Annotated in this window: 14 protein-coding genes; 1 reads left to right on the forward strand and 13 read right to left on the reverse strand. The window is 41.8% G+C overall.

Features of this window, described 5'->3' with window-relative positions; translation table 11 throughout:
• Positions 1 to 4: 4 nt before the first annotated feature.
• From GJB62_RS24995 to GJB62_RS25025, 7 genes are all read right to left on the reverse strand, one after another.
• A complete protein-coding gene (locus tag GJB62_RS24995; RefSeq protein WP_147262516.1) occupies positions 5 to 184 on the reverse strand; it encodes a hypothetical protein in 180 nt (59 codons plus the stop codon).
• 115 nt (positions 185 to 299) lie between these two features.
• Positions 300 to 773 carry a response regulator gene (locus GJB62_RS25000; protein ID WP_114082460.1) on the reverse strand — a complete coding sequence of 158 codons (474 nt, stop codon included), beginning with the start codon at positions 771 to 773 and terminating at the stop codon, positions 300 to 302.
• On the reverse strand, positions 770 to 3028 hold the full coding sequence (locus GJB62_RS25005; protein ID WP_114082529.1) for an ATP-binding protein: 2259 nt from the start codon (positions 3026 to 3028) through the stop codon (positions 770 to 772). The genes GJB62_RS25000 and GJB62_RS25005 overlap by 4 nt, the downstream gene beginning before the upstream one ends.
• Before the next feature lie 184 nt (positions 3029 to 3212).
• A complete protein-coding gene (gene xseB, locus GJB62_RS25010; protein WP_114082459.1) occupies positions 3213 to 3446 on the reverse strand; it encodes an exodeoxyribonuclease VII small subunit in 234 nt (77 codons plus the stop codon).
• 42 nt (positions 3447 to 3488) lie between these two features.
• Positions 3489 to 4724, reverse strand: coding sequence for an exodeoxyribonuclease VII large subunit (xseA, locus tag GJB62_RS25015; RefSeq protein WP_114082458.1), 1236 nt, complete (start codon positions 4722 to 4724; stop codon positions 3489 to 3491).
• Positions 4725 to 4784: 60 nt separating this feature from the next.
• Positions 4785 to 5066, reverse strand: coding sequence for a type II toxin-antitoxin system RelE/ParE family toxin (locus GJB62_RS25020; protein ID WP_114082457.1), 282 nt, complete (start codon positions 5064 to 5066; stop codon positions 4785 to 4787).
• On the reverse strand, positions 5053 to 5346 hold the full coding sequence (locus GJB62_RS25025) for a type II toxin-antitoxin system Phd/YefM family antitoxin (protein ID WP_245245998.1): 294 nt from the start codon (positions 5344 to 5346) through the stop codon (positions 5053 to 5055). Before GJB62_RS25025 ends, GJB62_RS25020 begins: the two co-directional genes overlap by 14 nt.
• Before the next feature lie 491 nt (positions 5347 to 5837).
• On the opposite strand from GJB62_RS25025, the gene recA reads away from it, so the two are divergent.
• Positions 5838 to 6917 (forward strand): recombinase RecA, encoded by a 1080-nt coding sequence (gene recA / locus GJB62_RS25030; protein ID WP_114082455.1) that lies wholly within the window; start codon positions 5838 to 5840, stop codon positions 6915 to 6917.
• Between the two features lie 219 nt (positions 6918 to 7136).
• Here the strand turns inward: recA and GJB62_RS25035 are convergent, their stop codons facing one another.
• The 6 genes from GJB62_RS25035 to GJB62_RS25060 form a co-directional block, all read right to left on the reverse strand.
• Positions 7137 to 7859, reverse strand: a complete 723-nt coding sequence (locus GJB62_RS25035) for an FHA domain-containing protein (RefSeq protein WP_181852853.1) — start codon at positions 7857 to 7859, stop codon at positions 7137 to 7139.
• 588 nt (positions 7860 to 8447) lie between these two features.
• Complete coding sequence (locus tag GJB62_RS25040; RefSeq protein WP_114082453.1) at positions 8448 to 10052, reverse strand: serine/threonine-protein kinase; 1605 nt, start codon at positions 10050 to 10052, stop codon at positions 8448 to 8450.
• 403 nt (positions 10053 to 10455) lie between these two features.
• A complete protein-coding gene (locus GJB62_RS25045) occupies positions 10456 to 11286 on the reverse strand; it encodes a phytoene/squalene synthase family protein (protein WP_114082451.1) in 831 nt (276 codons plus the stop codon).
• Positions 11287 to 11798: 512 nt separating this feature from the next.
• The gene (locus GJB62_RS25050; RefSeq protein WP_159402566.1) at positions 11799 to 11942 is read right to left on the reverse strand and encodes a hypothetical protein; all 144 of its coding nucleotides are present in this window, start codon (positions 11940 to 11942) and stop codon (positions 11799 to 11801) included.
• Between the two features lie 110 nt (positions 11943 to 12052).
• Positions 12053 to 12205 (reverse strand): hypothetical protein, encoded by a 153-nt coding sequence (locus GJB62_RS25055; RefSeq protein ID WP_159402567.1) that lies wholly within the window; start codon positions 12203 to 12205, stop codon positions 12053 to 12055.
• Positions 12206 to 12478: 273 nt separating this feature from the next.
• Positions 12479 to 16714 (reverse strand): choice-of-anchor D domain-containing protein, encoded by a 4236-nt coding sequence (locus GJB62_RS25060; protein WP_159402568.1) that lies wholly within the window; start codon positions 16712 to 16714, stop codon positions 12479 to 12481.
• Positions 16715 to 16800: the final 86 nt, after the last annotated feature.

Raw genomic sequence — 16800 nt, forward strand, 5'->3', positions numbered from 1 at the left:
GTTCTTAAAAAACAACGGGAAGGAGGCAGGGGGCAGGGGACAAGGGGACAAGGGGACAAGGGGACAAGGGGACAAGGGGAGTGTGGGGAGTGTGGGGAGCCAGATTTCTTTCCCATCCTCCCACACCTCCCACACCTCCCACACCTCCCACACCTCCCACACCTTCCTCAGACAAAGGTTTCACGTTTTCTTAGTGACATTCGGGACAAGGGGAAAGACACTACAGTTCAGATAAGACCAAAAGACTTGTAGAGACGGCGATTTATCGCGTCTCAAAAACCCAAATTTTTGCCTTATGACTAATCCTCTAGGAAATCAGGCAGCGTTGTCACTTCAAACCAATATTCCACTAGCATCTGAATATCTCGTTTCAGTTGAGCAAAATTGATTGGCTTAACAATATAGCTGTTGACACCGTATTGATAACATACTTCAATATCTTTGGGATTGTTAGAGGTAGTAAACACCACCACCGGAATCATTTTTAAGCTGTCATCCTGTTTAATCCGGCGCAACACTTCTCGTCCATCGGTTCCGGGCAGGTTCAAATCAAGGACAATCAAGCCGGGACGGGGCGCACTTTCGCGCTCAATATACCTGCCAGTCCGATAAAGAAATGCTAAGGCTTGTTCCCCATTCACACACCGTTGGATGGCGATCGCAACGGAAGATCGCCCTAGAAATCTTTGCAGTGCCTCAAAGTCTTCGTTGCTATCCTCCACAATTAAAAGTACGGGCGTTTGCTGGATTGGGGAGACTGAAATACGAGTCATCTATTTGCCTCCGCCGACAGGGTAAAGTAAAATGTGCTGCCAAGAGTTGGGATAGATTCCACCCAAATTCTACCACCGTGCCGTTCTACAATTTTGCGGGCAATGGTTAACCCTACGCCAGTCCCACCTCCAAAGTCGTCCCGCCCATGTAAGCGGCGGAAGATTTGAAAGATTTTGTCAAGATGTTCTTCTAAAATGCCAATGCCGTTATCACGAACGTAGAAAGTCAGAGAAGTGGGAGAAATTTTGCTTTCGCCATTTCCTTCAACGCAACCAATTTCAACCCACTTTTGGGGTTTATCATTGTACTTAATGGCGTTGCTGATTAGGTTGCTGAAGAGTTCATTAATCTGAGCGCGATCGCATTGAACGCTTCTTAGAGGTTGAGGAATGCGAAACTCGACTTCGCTTTGGGGTCGGGCCATGGTCAAAGTGCCGATTACCTGTTGCACTACGTCATTCAGATTCACTGGTTGCCGAATCAGTTCGGCGCGTCCCAAGCGGGAGAAATGGAGGAGTGAGTTGATCAAGTCTTCCATTCGCTGCGTCAGACGCACCAGAGTTTGGAGTTTGGCAATTCCATTGTCATCCAATACGTCTGCATAGTCTTCCATTAAAAAGTTGGCATAATTGTGAATGCCCCGCAGAGGTTCTTTCAGGTCATGAGAGGCAACATAGGCAAAGGAATCGAGTTCTTCGTTACTCCGTTGTAATTCAAAATTCATCGATGCTAGTTTGTCTGCTTGGCGCAACACAACACCCACAACCAGGCTTCGCAGTTCAGTAACCGCTTCAACTTCGCAAGGTTTCCAAGGTAGGGCACATCCTTTCACCGTTTCTTGCCACAATGCAAAAGATTTGCGAGGAGACATTCGTAAACTGCCATCTGAGAAAACTTCTACAGGTTTGTTGGGGTTGCCGCCCCAACTCACGCTTTGAATTACTTCTGGACGAAACCAGAGAATGTAATTGTGATGAACTCTAGAAATTTCTAGGGCTAACACTCCACTGGCGATCGCTTGATATGACTCGGCGGCAGGATAATTTTTCGTGAGCGATCGCGTCTCAAACAAGTTATGATAAAGATGCAGTTTAATCCAATCAAGTAAGGCATGAACCTCTTCCTCAGAGGGCGTTTTACCCACTCGAATACACTGGTCGCCACTGCATATCGCTGCTCCCGTGGCAGTAACCAGATTAAGTAATTGAGATTTTAGTTGCACCATACCATCCAGGTAATACTCAGCCTGAGATAACTCTTCAACAAATTGAGTTTGCAATGATTTCAATTGGCTTTTGTAATCAATGTCTTCACTCGCTTCTTTGTTTGCCAGTTCCACAGACATCACCTGTCCAATGAACTCGCACACAGTGCGAATATTGTAAGAAATATATTTGGGCGAAGAATGATGACAGGCAATCAATCCCCAAAGCTTTTTTTCGTGCATCAGAGAAATAGACATAGAGGCAGTAACGCCCATATTTTGCAGATACTCTAGATGAATCGGAGAAACACTCCGCAACACCGATAGACTCAGATCGAGTGGTTGATTTGTCAAAGGATTGTTCGCTGGAATTAAGGCGACAGGCTGGTAACTGGCATCTGGAATCAGCCGCAGCCAGTTAAGAGTGTATAGCTGTCGGGCTTGCTTGGGAATGTCAGAGGGTGGATAGTGCAAGTCCAGATAGGGCGTTTCCTGATTGGTGTCTTCAGCGATGACGCTACCTGCCCCTTCTTGATCAAATTTATAGACCATGACGCGTTCAAAGCCAGTAATTCGCCGGACTTCTGTCACCACAATCTGGCACATTTTCAGTAGTGTGGGTGCTTTTTGAATGCGGGTTATTGTTCCTCTTACCTGTTGATAAAAGTTAAAAAAGCTTATTTGTCCCTTCGCTTGTTTCGGCTCCAATTCCAGAATAATGATATTATCTAAACGATGTACAATACCATCAAAATAGATTGATTTGTTTAGGCGCTTGATAGACAAATTGAGGGGATTGATGCTCTCGAAATCTTCCGCCAGACATTGTTGAATCAGCTTAATCTGCTTGACATTGAATAAGTAGGACAGAGGCTTGCCCAGCAATTCTTCTGGTTGACGGGCAACAACTTCCTGGCTATTGCTACTTACCTGAATGATTTCCAGGGTGGGAGCTTGCAAAACCAGTAAAACTCCGTGAGGCTGGATCAGATTTGGAATGTGGATCGGTTCGCGATCGCAGTTCGTTAAATCAATCGTTTCATCAGTTATTCTCAACTTCTCAAACTCCTGGTTATAACTCTGAATTGGGTATTGGATATTGGGAAGATTTAAATATGAGTGAAAACGGAGATTTACTAAAAAATATTGATAATAAAAATTATTTCTTTTTAACTAGTTTAGCTGTTTAATTATATTTAAATTCCTAAATAACTTACACTAAAAAGTCTGGCTTCTATTCTTCGCTTAATGTTTCAATTAACAAATCCACCTGCTGCTGTCGCTGCTGCAAAAAACTTTCACACTGACGCAAATACTCAACAGCACTGGCAAATTGGTCAAACACCGCTTCCAATTCTAACTCACCCGCCTCAATGCGAGTAATAATTCCCTCTATTTCAGCAACCTTCGCCTCATAATTCCAACCTTCCATCGAATCAGAACTAGAAGCACTTTTACGTTTAACCATTAATTTCTCCGTGTCCTCTGCGCCTCTGCGGTTCGTTTACTTCTACGGTTCGTTTACTTCTACAACCTTCACTCTAACCCCACCCTGCCCCAACTGAATCAACAAATCTTCTCCCACAGCCAACTCCGCCGCCGAACGAGCGATCGCGCCATCTTCCCTTCTCACCACCGCATAACCACGCTGTAACACAGCTTTCGGGTCAAGACTAGCCAACTTTTGCCGCAATAATTCTAAATACTGCGCCGCTTGCTGCGATCGCCCCGTCGTAATTTGCACCAAATGCTGACGCTTCCAAGTTAGCTTTTCCACCTCCTGCTGCACTTGCCGATCTAACCGCAAACGTCGCAAACGATTCCGTAATCCTTGCAGTTTATTCTCAGCATTTTCCCCAGAGTCATGCACCGCCTCATATAAAGCCACAACTCGCTGCCGATGCTCAGTATACAACTCTGAAAGTGCCGGTACAACTCTTTCTGCTGCCGCCGTCGGTGTATGCACACAGACATCTGCAACTAAATCCGCCAAAGATTCATCTCTTTGATGTCCGATACCAGTAATTATCGGAATAGAACAACTAGCAAGCGATCGCACCACTCGTTCGTCATTAAAACAAGCCAACTCTTCCACCGCGCCGCCACCCCGCGATAAAATTAGCACTTCGGCGCGTCCATCTTTTTCCACTCGCTCAATTGCTTTAACGATAGATTCAGGTGCTTGCTCACCTTGTACTGTCGCCGGAGAAAATAAAACGTGTAAACCTGGATACCTTTGCTTGAGGGTTTTTTGAATATCACCCCAAGCAGCAGCCGCTGGGGAAGTGACAACAGCGATCGTTTGAGGGTGGATGGGTAGCGATCGCTTTCTTTGCGCGTCGAACAATCCCTCAGCCAGCAAGCGATTTTTTAGTTGTTGATAGCGCAACGCCTGTAAACCAACACCAGCAGGTAAAGTCTGCCAAACTGATAACTGATACTCTCCCCGTTGTGGATATAGGCGAATACTACCCAAAATAATTATTTGCTCACCAGCAACTGGCATTTGGGCAAGTTTTGTCAATTGGCTATTCCATACCACACATTTAATTCCGGCGGTGCGATCGGGATCTTGCAGTGTAAAAAATAAACCGCTGCGATGGTGGTTAGCACTAGAAACTTCGCCAGTTACCCAAACTTGCCGCAATTGTTCATCTTGCTCTAACAACAAGCGAATATAGTCAGTTAATCCAGAAACTGAAAGCGCTGTATCAAGAATCAGAGAGTCGGGAAGGTCGAAAGTCATCAAAGATGCCTGAAAGCATTTGTGCTGGAGAGATTCTAGCATTTTAATGAAAACCAAAGCTTAACCGAGTAAACGCTTCAATTTTTTGTAGACATCATCATCATTGCGCTTACCGACTAAAATCACTTCTATTAAATCGCGATCAGGAAAATACCTGTAAATAATTCGATATTCACCACTATCAACTCGATGTAAACCCTGATAACCAGATAGCTGCTCACTATCAGCGGGTAAAGGCTCAACATTCAAAGCCAAAACCTTTTTTGCAATCTGTGCTGCTATTTTAGGCTGTAAACCGTTCAGAAAATCAAGAACAGTTGCTAGACCATCAAGCTTCGCCATTAGCTAAATGCTCTAATGCAGATGTAAAAGCCTCTGTACCAATCATTTTAGACTGACTCAGAGCAACTTCAGCAGCTTGACCAAAAACCATATCCTCTAATTCTTCCAGCCGATTCATTAATTTTTGGTAGCTCTCGGCTGAAATAATCACATGGCTAGGCCGTGATTGTTTAGTGAGTAGAACTGGCTCTGTAGCAGCCTTATCAAAAACCTCACCGTGTTTGTTACGAGCATCTGTGAGAGTATAGGTCTGCATAGACATTTTGACTATTTTAGACATTTTGACTATTTTAGCAGATAAATCTTCTCATCTCAATTCTGGCTTCACAGAACTTGCTGCTTATTTATGTAAATAGAGTAGAGAAGAATTCAGCAATCTACTACCCTAAAAGCTTTCTACATAAATCCCGACCCAATGAAGTCGCTGTAGATGATATGCTGATTGGCATGGCGATCGCTCCTAATTGAGCAACCTCCGCAAATGCTCACGAGTCCGGTTCTACTGACAGTGTTGTTTAGCTAATTTATTTTTTCTTTGAAAACCCTTGCTTACCCAGCCAAAAAAAGCTATCTCTGAATGCAAGTTGGTATCATTGTGCAAAACTACCCTAATCTGGTAGCGATCGAGTTACGATCTTGTCACACCCTTTTTTGATTTGAGAAGTCCTATTCCAGAATTTTCTGGTTAAAATAGTATATCTGTTCTACTCAAGCTCCGAAACCAACACTCCTTAAAACCATATATTTAGATTAGAGGCATTAGAGGCAGAAATGGCTATCAACACCGATACTTCCGGCAAGCAAAAAGCACTGACTATGGTGCTAAACCAGATTGAGCGCAGCTTTGGTAAAGGGGCAATCATGCGCCTGGGCGATGCTACCCGGATGCGGGTGGAAACAATTTCTAGTGGGGCGCTTACCCTAGATTTAGCATTGGGTGGTGGTTTACCCAAGGGGCGGGTAATAGAAATTTATGGGCCGGAAAGTTCCGGTAAGACTACAGTAGCGCTACATGCGCTCGCCGAAGTGCAAAGAAATGGCGGTATTGCTGCCTTTGTTGATGCTGAACACGCCCTTGATCCTACTTATGCTGCGGCATTGGGTGTAGATATTGACAATTTGCTGATTTCTCAACCTGACACTGGCGAATCAGCTTTAGAAATTGTCGATCAACTTGTACGCTCTGCTGCGGTTGATATTGTAGTCATAGACTCAGTAGCAGCACTGGTTCCCCGTGCTGAAATTGAAGGCGATATGGGTGATATTCACGTTGGTTTGCAAGCGCGGTTAATGAGCCAAGCCCTACGTAAAATTACGGGCAACATTGGTAAATCTGGTTGTACAGTAATTTTCATTAACCAGTTGCGGCAAAAAATCGGTGTTACCTACGGTAGCCCAGAAACCACGACTGGAGGTAATGCATTGAAATTTTACGCTTCGGTGCGCTTGGATATTCGTCGAATTCAAACCTTGAAGAAAGGTACAGATGAATTTGGTAATCGCGTTAAAGTCAAAGTCGCCAAGAATAAAGTAGCGCCGCCCTTCAGAATAGCGGAATTTGACATTATTTTTGGTAAAGGGATTTCTACCTTGGGTTGTATTGTAGACTTGGCAGAAGAAACTTCCATTATTGTCCGCAAGGGGGCTTGGTATAGTTACAACGGCGATAATATCTCCCAAGGACGAGACAACGCCATTAAGTATCTAGAAGAAAAGCCTGAATTTGCTGAAGAAATTAAGAAACTGGTGCGTGAAAAGTTAGATAAAGGCGCTGTTGTTTCTGCTAACTCTGTAGCTAAAGCCAGTGAAGAAGATGAAGAGGAAGAAGTTGATTTAGAGCCAGAAGAATAAGGAATGTGGATTTATTAATCTGCAATTTTGAATATGTAGTGGGTTACAAAAAGAGCTAACCCACTTTTTGTAAAGGATTGATCAGTTATTCGTTAGGCATTTCTAGTTCTAATCAGGTAAAAGTAGGGGCACAAGAATTAACATTGTTGTGCCCCTACGAATTGTATATATTTTACCCAATTGAAAATTATGGCAATTTTCAATTTTTTAACTGGGATTTTATGGTATTTGTCTGCTAAAAAAGCGGTCTAAAATTTCTGATTTCTGTTCTGAACTGAAGTTGTCATAATAATGTTCAAGGTTCTCAAGTAGTCGTGAATTTCTGAAAATTTCCAAATTATCATCTACTTTCTCAGGTATATATTTTTGTTTATCACGGCGAAAAGAAAGTATTTCTACTTGATTGTCATTTTTACGATGCACAAGCTGCATCAATAACTCCATTGCTACAGTTGGCAAAACACGGCACGTATAATTCACAAAAAAATCAAAAGTCATATTGCCTAGACGTATGCGATCGCCATCTTCGAGCTTGATCGGCTCTAAAGCGCGATCGCCATTCACAAATGAGCCATTGGTACTGTTGAAGTCTATGAAGTAGAAGCCTTGATCGTCAATATATTGAATAGCCGCGTGGCGACGAGACATATAGTTATCAGCAATGCAAATACCACTGTTCTGATTACGACCTATTGTCCATATCTGCTGTGGCTGTCGTAAACTTTGGGTCTGATTGTCACATAAGTTAGTCATCAAATAAACAGTAGACGTATCCACTACACCATGTACGTAACGTACCTTCATCTTTTTCAACGACGGTTGAGATAGGTTTTCTAGCTGAAGAATTTCATCTAAAAGGCTGCTGTGGTGTTCATACAATTTAAGGAATACTTGATATAAAGTTAATCGCCGTTCTATTTCTGTTTGTGCAAAGTCAGCCATGATATATAAACCTTGTATTGCCTGATTTCGGTTGTGACTATTCTGCTTCAGCCTACAATCAGGGATAATTAATTAATTTTTCACTTTCTACTGCCATCTGAAAACTTGAGTGGCTTAAGAGCGTTAGATTTTACAGCTTTTACTTACCAGAACCCCTGTCGTTTATAGCAATAAAGAGCATATAAATACTAAGGAAAAACTATTGTGATGCTTTATTGTTTATTGTAAATAATCATTTGTTATTTGTAACAGATGATTATTATAAAGATTTGATTAAGAATTGCCAATCATCACCGTATTTTTGCTAGATAATGGGATATTTCTTAATATTTGTAAGAGTGATGGCTATCGAGCAAAGCAACTATAAAAATTCTGAGCTGTTCATAATAAGACCAATACGCGCTCTGAATAAATCTAAGTTTTATCAAGAAAAATAAGAGTTAATTTATCATGCCAATAAGAAAATCGAAGCCTTGTGAAACAATATAGTTTCAACTAAGACTTGCTCCTCTTTAAACCTCATTAAAAAGTAGGCAAATAGTCTGGAAGCCAGTGGCTTGCTCTGGCTCCAAAATCTCAACTTTCAACTTACAATAAGCCTCGTTTACCATTGGGGCGGATGGTCATCCAATTTGTTTTTGCTAGTGCTAGCTGCTCATCAGAAATTTTGGCACTAGTGAGATTAGCACCACATAGATTAGCTCCTCGCAGGTTAGCATTGCTGAGATAAGCATTACTGAGGTCTGCACCTCGCAGGTCTGCCCCTTCTAAATCAGCATGGTTAAAGTATGCTTTGGTCAAATTAGCATCCTTGAGATTTGCTTTACTAAGGCTGGCTCTGCCAAAGTCACTATTGTGAAGATTAGCTCCCTGGAGATTAGTTTTTTGGAATTGAGTGGAATGGAAATTTGTTCCTGATAAGTCAGCACCTTGCAGGTTCAACAAACTTAAATTGTGAAGAGCAAAATCTCGTCTTCCCTTTTGATAGGCGGTTAACAAACTTTGGGTATCTAACTTACGCTCAACTTTAGAATTTTGAACTTGCAAACCATTACTGTTGCTGTTAGCTAAAGTGGTTGATTTGCCCATCCCAGAACCCTGGTGTGATCCAGCAGCTTCTGCTGCCTTAGCTCGTCTGGCACGAATTGCTGCCGCTACCTGTGCCACTCCTGCACTGGTGGCAGCAACAGAAGAGTTGTTACATAAAACAGCAGAATTTTCCAGATAGTTGTGTGTTCGCTCTTTAGAACCAGTATCTGATTTAATCAGTAAACCCTTTGCTAAACTTTCTAAGTATGGTTCTATTTCCAATGCTCTAAGAACTTCTGCGGCTGACTGATAGCGATTACGTACAGAAACTTCTAACATCTTTCGTAATACATTGCTCAAGTGATCGCTCACTTGCACAAGTTGCTCCCACATCATCTCGCCAGTGTTGGGATTGTAATCTAAATCTTTAGGAGTTTTGCTAGTCAGTAAATAAATACATGTCACCCCCAGAGCATAAATATCACTGGCATAGACTGGACGCATAGCCATTTGCTCTGGAGGTGCAAAACCAGGAGTACCAATCGCATAAGCAGTTAATGCTGTTTGCCCTGATTGACTGATCGCGCCTTGAGTGACTTGGTTTTTGACGGCACCAAAATCGATAAGTACCATCCTGGCATCTTGAGTGCGACGAATTAAGTTGGCTGGCTTGATATCACGATGGATCACCTTTTGCTCGTGAATGTATTGGAGGAGTGGTAGAATCTCGCTTAAGAATTGCTTGACTCCAGTTTCGGTCAAGATGCCGTTAAGTTTGACCTCCTCCTGCAATGTATCACCACTGATATATTCTTGAACTAAGTAGAATTGTTCATGATCTTCAAAATAGTCTAGCAACCTTGGTACTTGGGGATGATTGCCAATCTTACCTAGAGTTTTGGCTTCTCGTTCAAAGAGTTCTCTGGCCATCTGTAAAACGTGTGGGGCGCTTCCTGATGGGCGTAATTGTTTGATTACGCAACTCGGTTCTCCTGGTAAGCCTTGATCGTTGGCTAAGAAGGTAGCTCCAAAGCCACCTTGACCTAATGGTTTGATCACCTGATAGCGATCGCGCAACAGTAGTTGCGAGCCACAAGACTGACAACTTTGGCTATTTACCAAATTTTCTGGATTGGGACAGATAGGATTTAAGCAGTAGCTCATGCACTGTCAACTCGCTGCACGAATAATCACGGGGAGCGTTACACTCTCTTTTAATTATTTAGACATTAATCAATTCTTGCCAGGTAATTTTTGCTGGAAATCCTTTGAAGAGTTCCTAAAGTTTACCTGGTATTACGTAAATAGTCGCAAAAATAATGCAATTGATTATACTTGTATTAATAAATGTTTGAGTTACTTGTTTACATTGCTAGAACAGAGTAAGGTTTCAGACTTTGAATCCAAAATCCCAGTTGCACTCGAAACACACCAAAGTTGCCATCCAAAATTCAACCAAAATTGGTATTAGAGGGCAGTGCCCATCCTACAAAAATCGCTGTAGGATTTTGGATGCCCGAATTTGGAGGCAATTTAGAATTATCTCCATTAGTTTTTAACAGACTATTTAGCTGGCTTTCATATTCACACTAATTAGCTGTTCGATAAGTGCAAAAACATCACTGCGGCTGAGTTTCTCTTTACCATTAGCAAGAGCATCAAGGGTGCCATTAGCCAAGGTTAAGGGAATTTGGCAAAAATCTAAGGCTGGGCCGGTAGGAAGGTCTTTGGTGTAAGCTTCTGCCAGAGCTAGATTGCGACGCGCATACTCTTGCATATTTTCCGCACTCCAGCCTTCTGGAAAAAAGTCTACCCCACGCCTTAAATCTTCAGTGTGGTTACGCAGGATATTAACTGCTTGCAAACCGCGACCAAACCCAATCGCCTGGGTACGGTTCGTTTGTGTTCCATCGTACCAAGTCCATAAGTCCGAAAGTAACAATCCCACTGCGCCTGCAACCCCAAAGGTATAACGATCCAAATCAGATTCTGTATAAATTTTCCAGTTTCTTTCTGCCCAGTAAGCCATTCGGTCTGACATTGCAGCAGTGGCATCCCAAATTCGAGGTGCAATAGTCTCAGGTGCTAGCAGCAACCATTCTCTAATTCTCAGAGTGACTTCTTCTAAGGTATTTTCATACCCATTAAATCCTGTAAAGAAAGCCTCTACTGCGAAGCCATCAACCCCTGCCTGTAATGTCAGGCTAATGCTTCTTAACAGCTTTGCTTTAGTCGCATTATCTATTTCGGGATGATCTTCAATTTCATCAATGGCACGCATACACAAATATGCTGATGCTACTGCTTCTTGTAATCCTGGCGGTAAAAGACTAATTGGAATATAAAAAGTTCGGCTAGTTTCCTTGAGGATTTGCAATGCATCTCTACGTAAATTCATGTTTCCACTCCCCGATTGATTTTGCACCACATGAAGTTTGCAGTTTTTTTGATGATACTGGATATAGTTTTAACTAAACCTTAAAAACTATAGACTATAAGATACGCTAGTATTTCATCTAAAAATTAATAGTTTTTGGTGTTGCAATTAACAAAACTCTCAAATTTATCAAAGTCTAGTCTAGTATATAGGCTTTTGGTTGCAAAAATATGTAAGGTGTTGTTTGATATAGCTTTCATAAAGTTTTAGTGTAGATATAAAGAATTATGCTAATATTTGGTTGATTAGCATTAAATTTTCTCCATAAGCAAACATCGCTTTTAGGGATTTATAAAGTGTTTTAAGTCTGCGTTAATCTGACTAACTCAGTGGCTCAAATTGTCCTTGTCTGGGAAAGTGTAGACACACACCTGGATCAAAATCGGTCAACGGTGCTTTCTTCAGGATTTCTACGTTAGTTAGTCTACCCAGGTGTAATACTTCTAACTCCTGCTACATCTTATGTATTGATTTTAGGTCTGGAGGAAAAATATTGCTGTCAAGTAGTTCCAAGTCGCAGTTAATGTTTTCTCGGGTAGCGATCGCCTCTCTTCTGTAGTATCAATTACTGTTGTATAATTTTGGGCAACAAGTTTTACACCCTCTTTGCCTTGCATTTGCTCCAGCTAGTGGTAGCAATAATTCAGTAACCTCGATAAGTGGGCCGTTGCTCTTGCTGTTTGACTGCCATTAATAGGACTATCATCCAGCACGACCATTGATTATTTTACCTGCGTCGGTTAAAGCACTTTGACATCCATGCTATCCCAGCACCGACAACGCACACATCTGCATGAGTATTTTCGGTAAGTACGGGTTGAACTAGGACTGCTGCCGTTGTCATTCCAACATAAATAGTTTTACCAGCGTCGGTTTGCATATTTTTTCTCAGTTTTAAGCCTAACTTATCTGCTGGAAATACAGTTATAAAGGTCAGAGTAATGAAAAGGTAATCTTAAACCAAATAATTCTGCACACTTCATTTTGCTGTACTCTACACCGTATTTTTTTTCGCCTTGTTACTGATGGTATTTAGTATTTAAATCGCAAAATTGTAAGGGCACAAATATATTGCGCCCCTATGTGTGTGATCTATTTAATTGAAAGTCGATTAATGTTTGAATTACACTTCTACTTAGTTTACCCAACCCAACTATGCTTGAATGATGAAGTCGGAGGCAGTAAGAGTGGGCGCACCAGTAAGTTGTGCAAATTGACCACCAGTGCCGAAACCAGCAGCGCTACCATTTTGATTGTATAGTAACTGTCCAGTCATAGAGTCGTAGACAATCACAGCATTACTAACCGCTCCTAAGCTAGTGATTTGAAAATCACTGGCGTTACTAAAACCCTTTCCTACAATAGAAGTAATGGCACTAAAAGTAGTTTTATCCAGAACAATCTTGTCACCATCAGAGTGATTGAAGTCAGCGATGGTATCAATACCCACAGTAGCGCTAGTAAAGGCAGCATTGGTATTGTAGACGAAAGCATCAGCACCACTACCACCGATGAGAATATCATTACCTATTCCACCAATGAGAAGATCATCACCAGCACCACCCCGCAGTAAATCATTACCACTATTGCCATTGATGGTATCATTGCCCCCTTGACCATTAATCACATCGTTGGAGTTGTCAAAACCGACGATGTTATTGTTCAATTCATTGAGAAAGGTGACGGTGTTTCTGTTGAAAATGCTCGTTTGAGTAGAGTTGGCATTGATCACATCAAAACTGTCTGTAATACTGGCTTGTCCGTCAAACAGAATATTACCGATGGCGGGTCTTGTTGCTAATGCGCTTACGTTCTCCAGGTTTTCTAACTTAAAGTTTTGCAGAGTAACTTTGGTATTAGCCACGCCTTCAAAAATAACTTCTAAGTCATTGCTATTTTGAGTTAATTGCAGATTTCTCGCAGTCAAGCCAGTCCCAACAAATTGCAAGGTATCTACTTTGGCAATCACCTCAGATGGAGGGTTTGAGTTAGTACCTATACCGCCAAAGCCTGTGATGATGTCATTGCCATTATTTAGCTGGGTAATAAAGATGTCATTGCCAGCAGTGCCATTGATAACTTGAATTTTGGGTTTAACTATGCCACTAATAGCAAAGTCAAAAGAGCTTTCATCAGTATCGTTGTTGCCTAAAATCAGAGTGCCACCATAGGTTCCAGGTGTAGTGGTGTTGAGTGCCACCGTAATCGCGGTGGAAGCATTTGCAGCCACACTTGTTGGAAGAGTTCCTACCAAACTAAATCCGTCGGGAAGTTTGAGATTACTGAGATTGAGTGCAGCCGTACCTGTGTTCTTGATGGTAAAGGTTTTGCTGAGAGTATTACCAGTAATGACATCGCCAAAGTTAATAGTCGTAGTACTGCCATCTGCAATGTCAACTGTGCCATTGAGGACTTGAATTTCTGGAGCCGGAACAGGTTTAACTATGCCACTAATAGCAAAATCAAAAGAGCTTTCATCAGTATCGTTGTTGCTTAAAATCAGAGTGCCACCATAGGTTCCAGGTTTAGTGGTGTTGAGTGCCACTGTGATGGTGGTGGAAGCATTTGCAGCCACACTTGTTGGCAGAGTTCCCACTAAACTAAATCCGTCGGGAAGTTTGAGATTACTGAGGTTGAGTGCAGCTGTACCTGTGTTCTTGATGGTAAAGGTTTTGCTGAGAGTATTACCAGTAATGACATCGCCAAAGTTAATAGTCGTAGTACTGCCATCTGCAATGTCAACTGTGCCATTGAGGACTTGAATTTCTGGAGCCGGAACAGGTTTAACTATGCCACTAATAGCAAAATCAAAAGAGCTTTCATCAGTATCGTTGTTGCTTAAAATCAGAGTGCCACCATAGGTTCCAGGTTTAGTGGTGTTGAGTGCCACTGTGATGGTGGTGGAAGCATTTGCAGCCACACTTGTTGGCAGAGTTCCCACTAAACTAAATCCGTCGGGAAGTTTGAGATTACTGAGGTTGAGTGCAGCTGTACCTGTGTTCTTGATGGTAAAGGTTTTGCTGAGAGTATTACCAGTAATGACATCGCCAAAGTTAATAGTCGTAGTACTGCCATCTGCAATGTCAACTGTGCCATTGAGGACTTGAATTTCTGGAGCCGGAACAGGTTTAACTATGCCACTAATAGCAAAATCAAAAGAGCTTTCATCAGTATCGTTGTTGCTTAAAATCAGAGTGCCACCATAGGTTCCAGGTTTAGTGGTGTTGAGTGCCACTGTGATGGTGGTGGAAGCATTTGCAGCCACACTTGTTGGCAGAGTTCCCACTAAACTAAATCCGTCGGGAAGTTTGAGATTACTGAGGTTGAGTGCAGCTGTACCTGTGTTCTTGATGGTAAAGGTTTTGCTGAGAGTATTACCAGTAATGACATCGCCAAAGTTAATAGTCGTAGTACTGCCATCTGCAATGTCAACTGTGCCATTGAGGACTTGAATTTCTGGAGCCGGAACAGGTTTAACTATGCCACTAATAGCAAAATCAAAAGAGCTTTCATCAGTATCGTTGTTGCTTAAAATCAGAGTGCCACCATAGGTTCCAGGTTTAGTGGTGTTGAGTGCCACTGTGATGGTGGTGGAAGCATTTGCAGCCACACTTGTTGGCAGAGTTCCCACTAAACTAAATCCGTCGGGAAGTTTGAGATTACTGAGGTTGAGTGCAGCTGTACCTGTGTTCTTGATGGTAAAGGTTTTGCTGAGAGTATTACCAGTAATGACATCGCCAAAGTTAATAGTCGTAGTACTGCCATCTGCAATGTCAACTGTGCCATTGAGGACTTGAATTTCGGGAGCCGGAACAGGTTTAACTATGCCACTAATAGCAAAATCAAAAGAGCTTTCATCAGTATCGTTGTTGCTTAAAATCAGAGTGCCACCATAGGTTCCAGGTTTAGTGGTGTTGAGTGCCACTGTGATGGTGGTGGAAGCATTTGCAGCCACACTTGTTGGCAGAGTTCCCACTAAACTAAATCCGTCGGGAAGTTTGAGATTACTGAGGTTGAGTGCAGCTGTACCTGTGTTCTTGATGGTAAAGGTTTTGCTGAGAGTATTACCAGTAATGACATCGCCAAAGTTAATCGCAGTAGTACTACCATCTGCAATATCAACTGTGCCGTTAAGAACTTGAATTTCAGGGGTGGCAATGGTGTTGTGGGGGGCTTCGTATGCACCAATATCAATCACTGCCGTGCCATTCCCATCGCCATCTTGAGGAGTTTTATTAGTTATACTATTGAAAATATTGGAACCAGCATCAATTGCGGGACTACCAGGTTGGAGACTAAAGTTACCATTGGCTGGATTAACAAACAACGGGTCTTTGTTTAAAATATTCCCTGAACCTGTAACGTTCAAAACTCCGTTGTAAGCAAGGTTATTGTTGAATGTAAGATTAGTAGACTTATTGCTGACAATAAGAGACTCCCCCTTGCTTCCATACAGAATATTGTTATAAACTCGAACATTTTTAGCATAGTTAAGGAAAATTTCTCCGTCTGAAAGTACTTTTGAATTTTGGTAAATTGTATTATTAACAATGTCTACAGGGTTTTCTCCTTTTAAAATCTGAATACCTGCCCCGCCATTGTTGTAAGTTAAGTTGTTACTGATTAAAGCTTTACCAGCGTAAGCAACATCTCCAACATAAGAAGTGTCAAGCATTATTCCATGACCTTCAGTTATTTTTCCTACTACCTTCCAAGGAACTAATGATTGATTATCAAAAACAGTATTGCCTTTTATAATTACTTTGTAATCTGTCGTGTTGTTATCGGAATTCCAAAGGTTAAGCATAGTAATACCTTGTGTACCATAAGGTGAGTACCATGCATTTCCAGTAACGACATTATTTTCTACTGTAATGTAGTCTGCTTGTGTTGTTGCAATTCCTCCTCCTGGAAACTTGGAAATATTATTATTACTAATTGTGATATGACTTGAATGTTGATTTGGATTGTCACTGCTGACGGTAACAAAAATACCATTTCCAGATGTTGCTGGATTATTTAAATTGTCTTTTTGGTTAAGTGCATCTTCTAATTTAAGATTGTCCCGATTTCCTACCAATGTTAAGCCTTCAATTGCTATGTAGGTTGAGCCTGTAATTGATATAGCCTGCCAATTTTTTGCGTTTGCTTCTAAAACAGGTGTGTGCCCAGGTAGTGCCTTAAATGTGATCGGTGCATTAGCCGTACCCTGCTTATTTGCAATACTCAAGATATTGGCGTAAGGCGAGGTGTAAGTACCATTCATCACGTAGACTGTATCACCTGCCTTCACCAAGTCGGCAGCTTTTTGGAGGCTGCGAAATGCATCTCCCTGGCTCAAACCATTAGATTTATCATTGCCTGTTCCAGAAACGTAATATGTAGCCATCTGTTTACTCCGAATGGGTGTAGGGGGGAATTTGTAGTACAATCTCAGCAACTTTATTCAGTTGCTAAGTAGTTATTTAAATGAGT

Origin of the sequence: Nostoc sp. ATCC 53789, assembly GCF_009873495.1 — a bacterium.
Lineage (GTDB): Bacteria > Cyanobacteriota > Cyanobacteriia > Cyanobacteriales > Nostocaceae > Nostoc > Nostoc muscorum_A.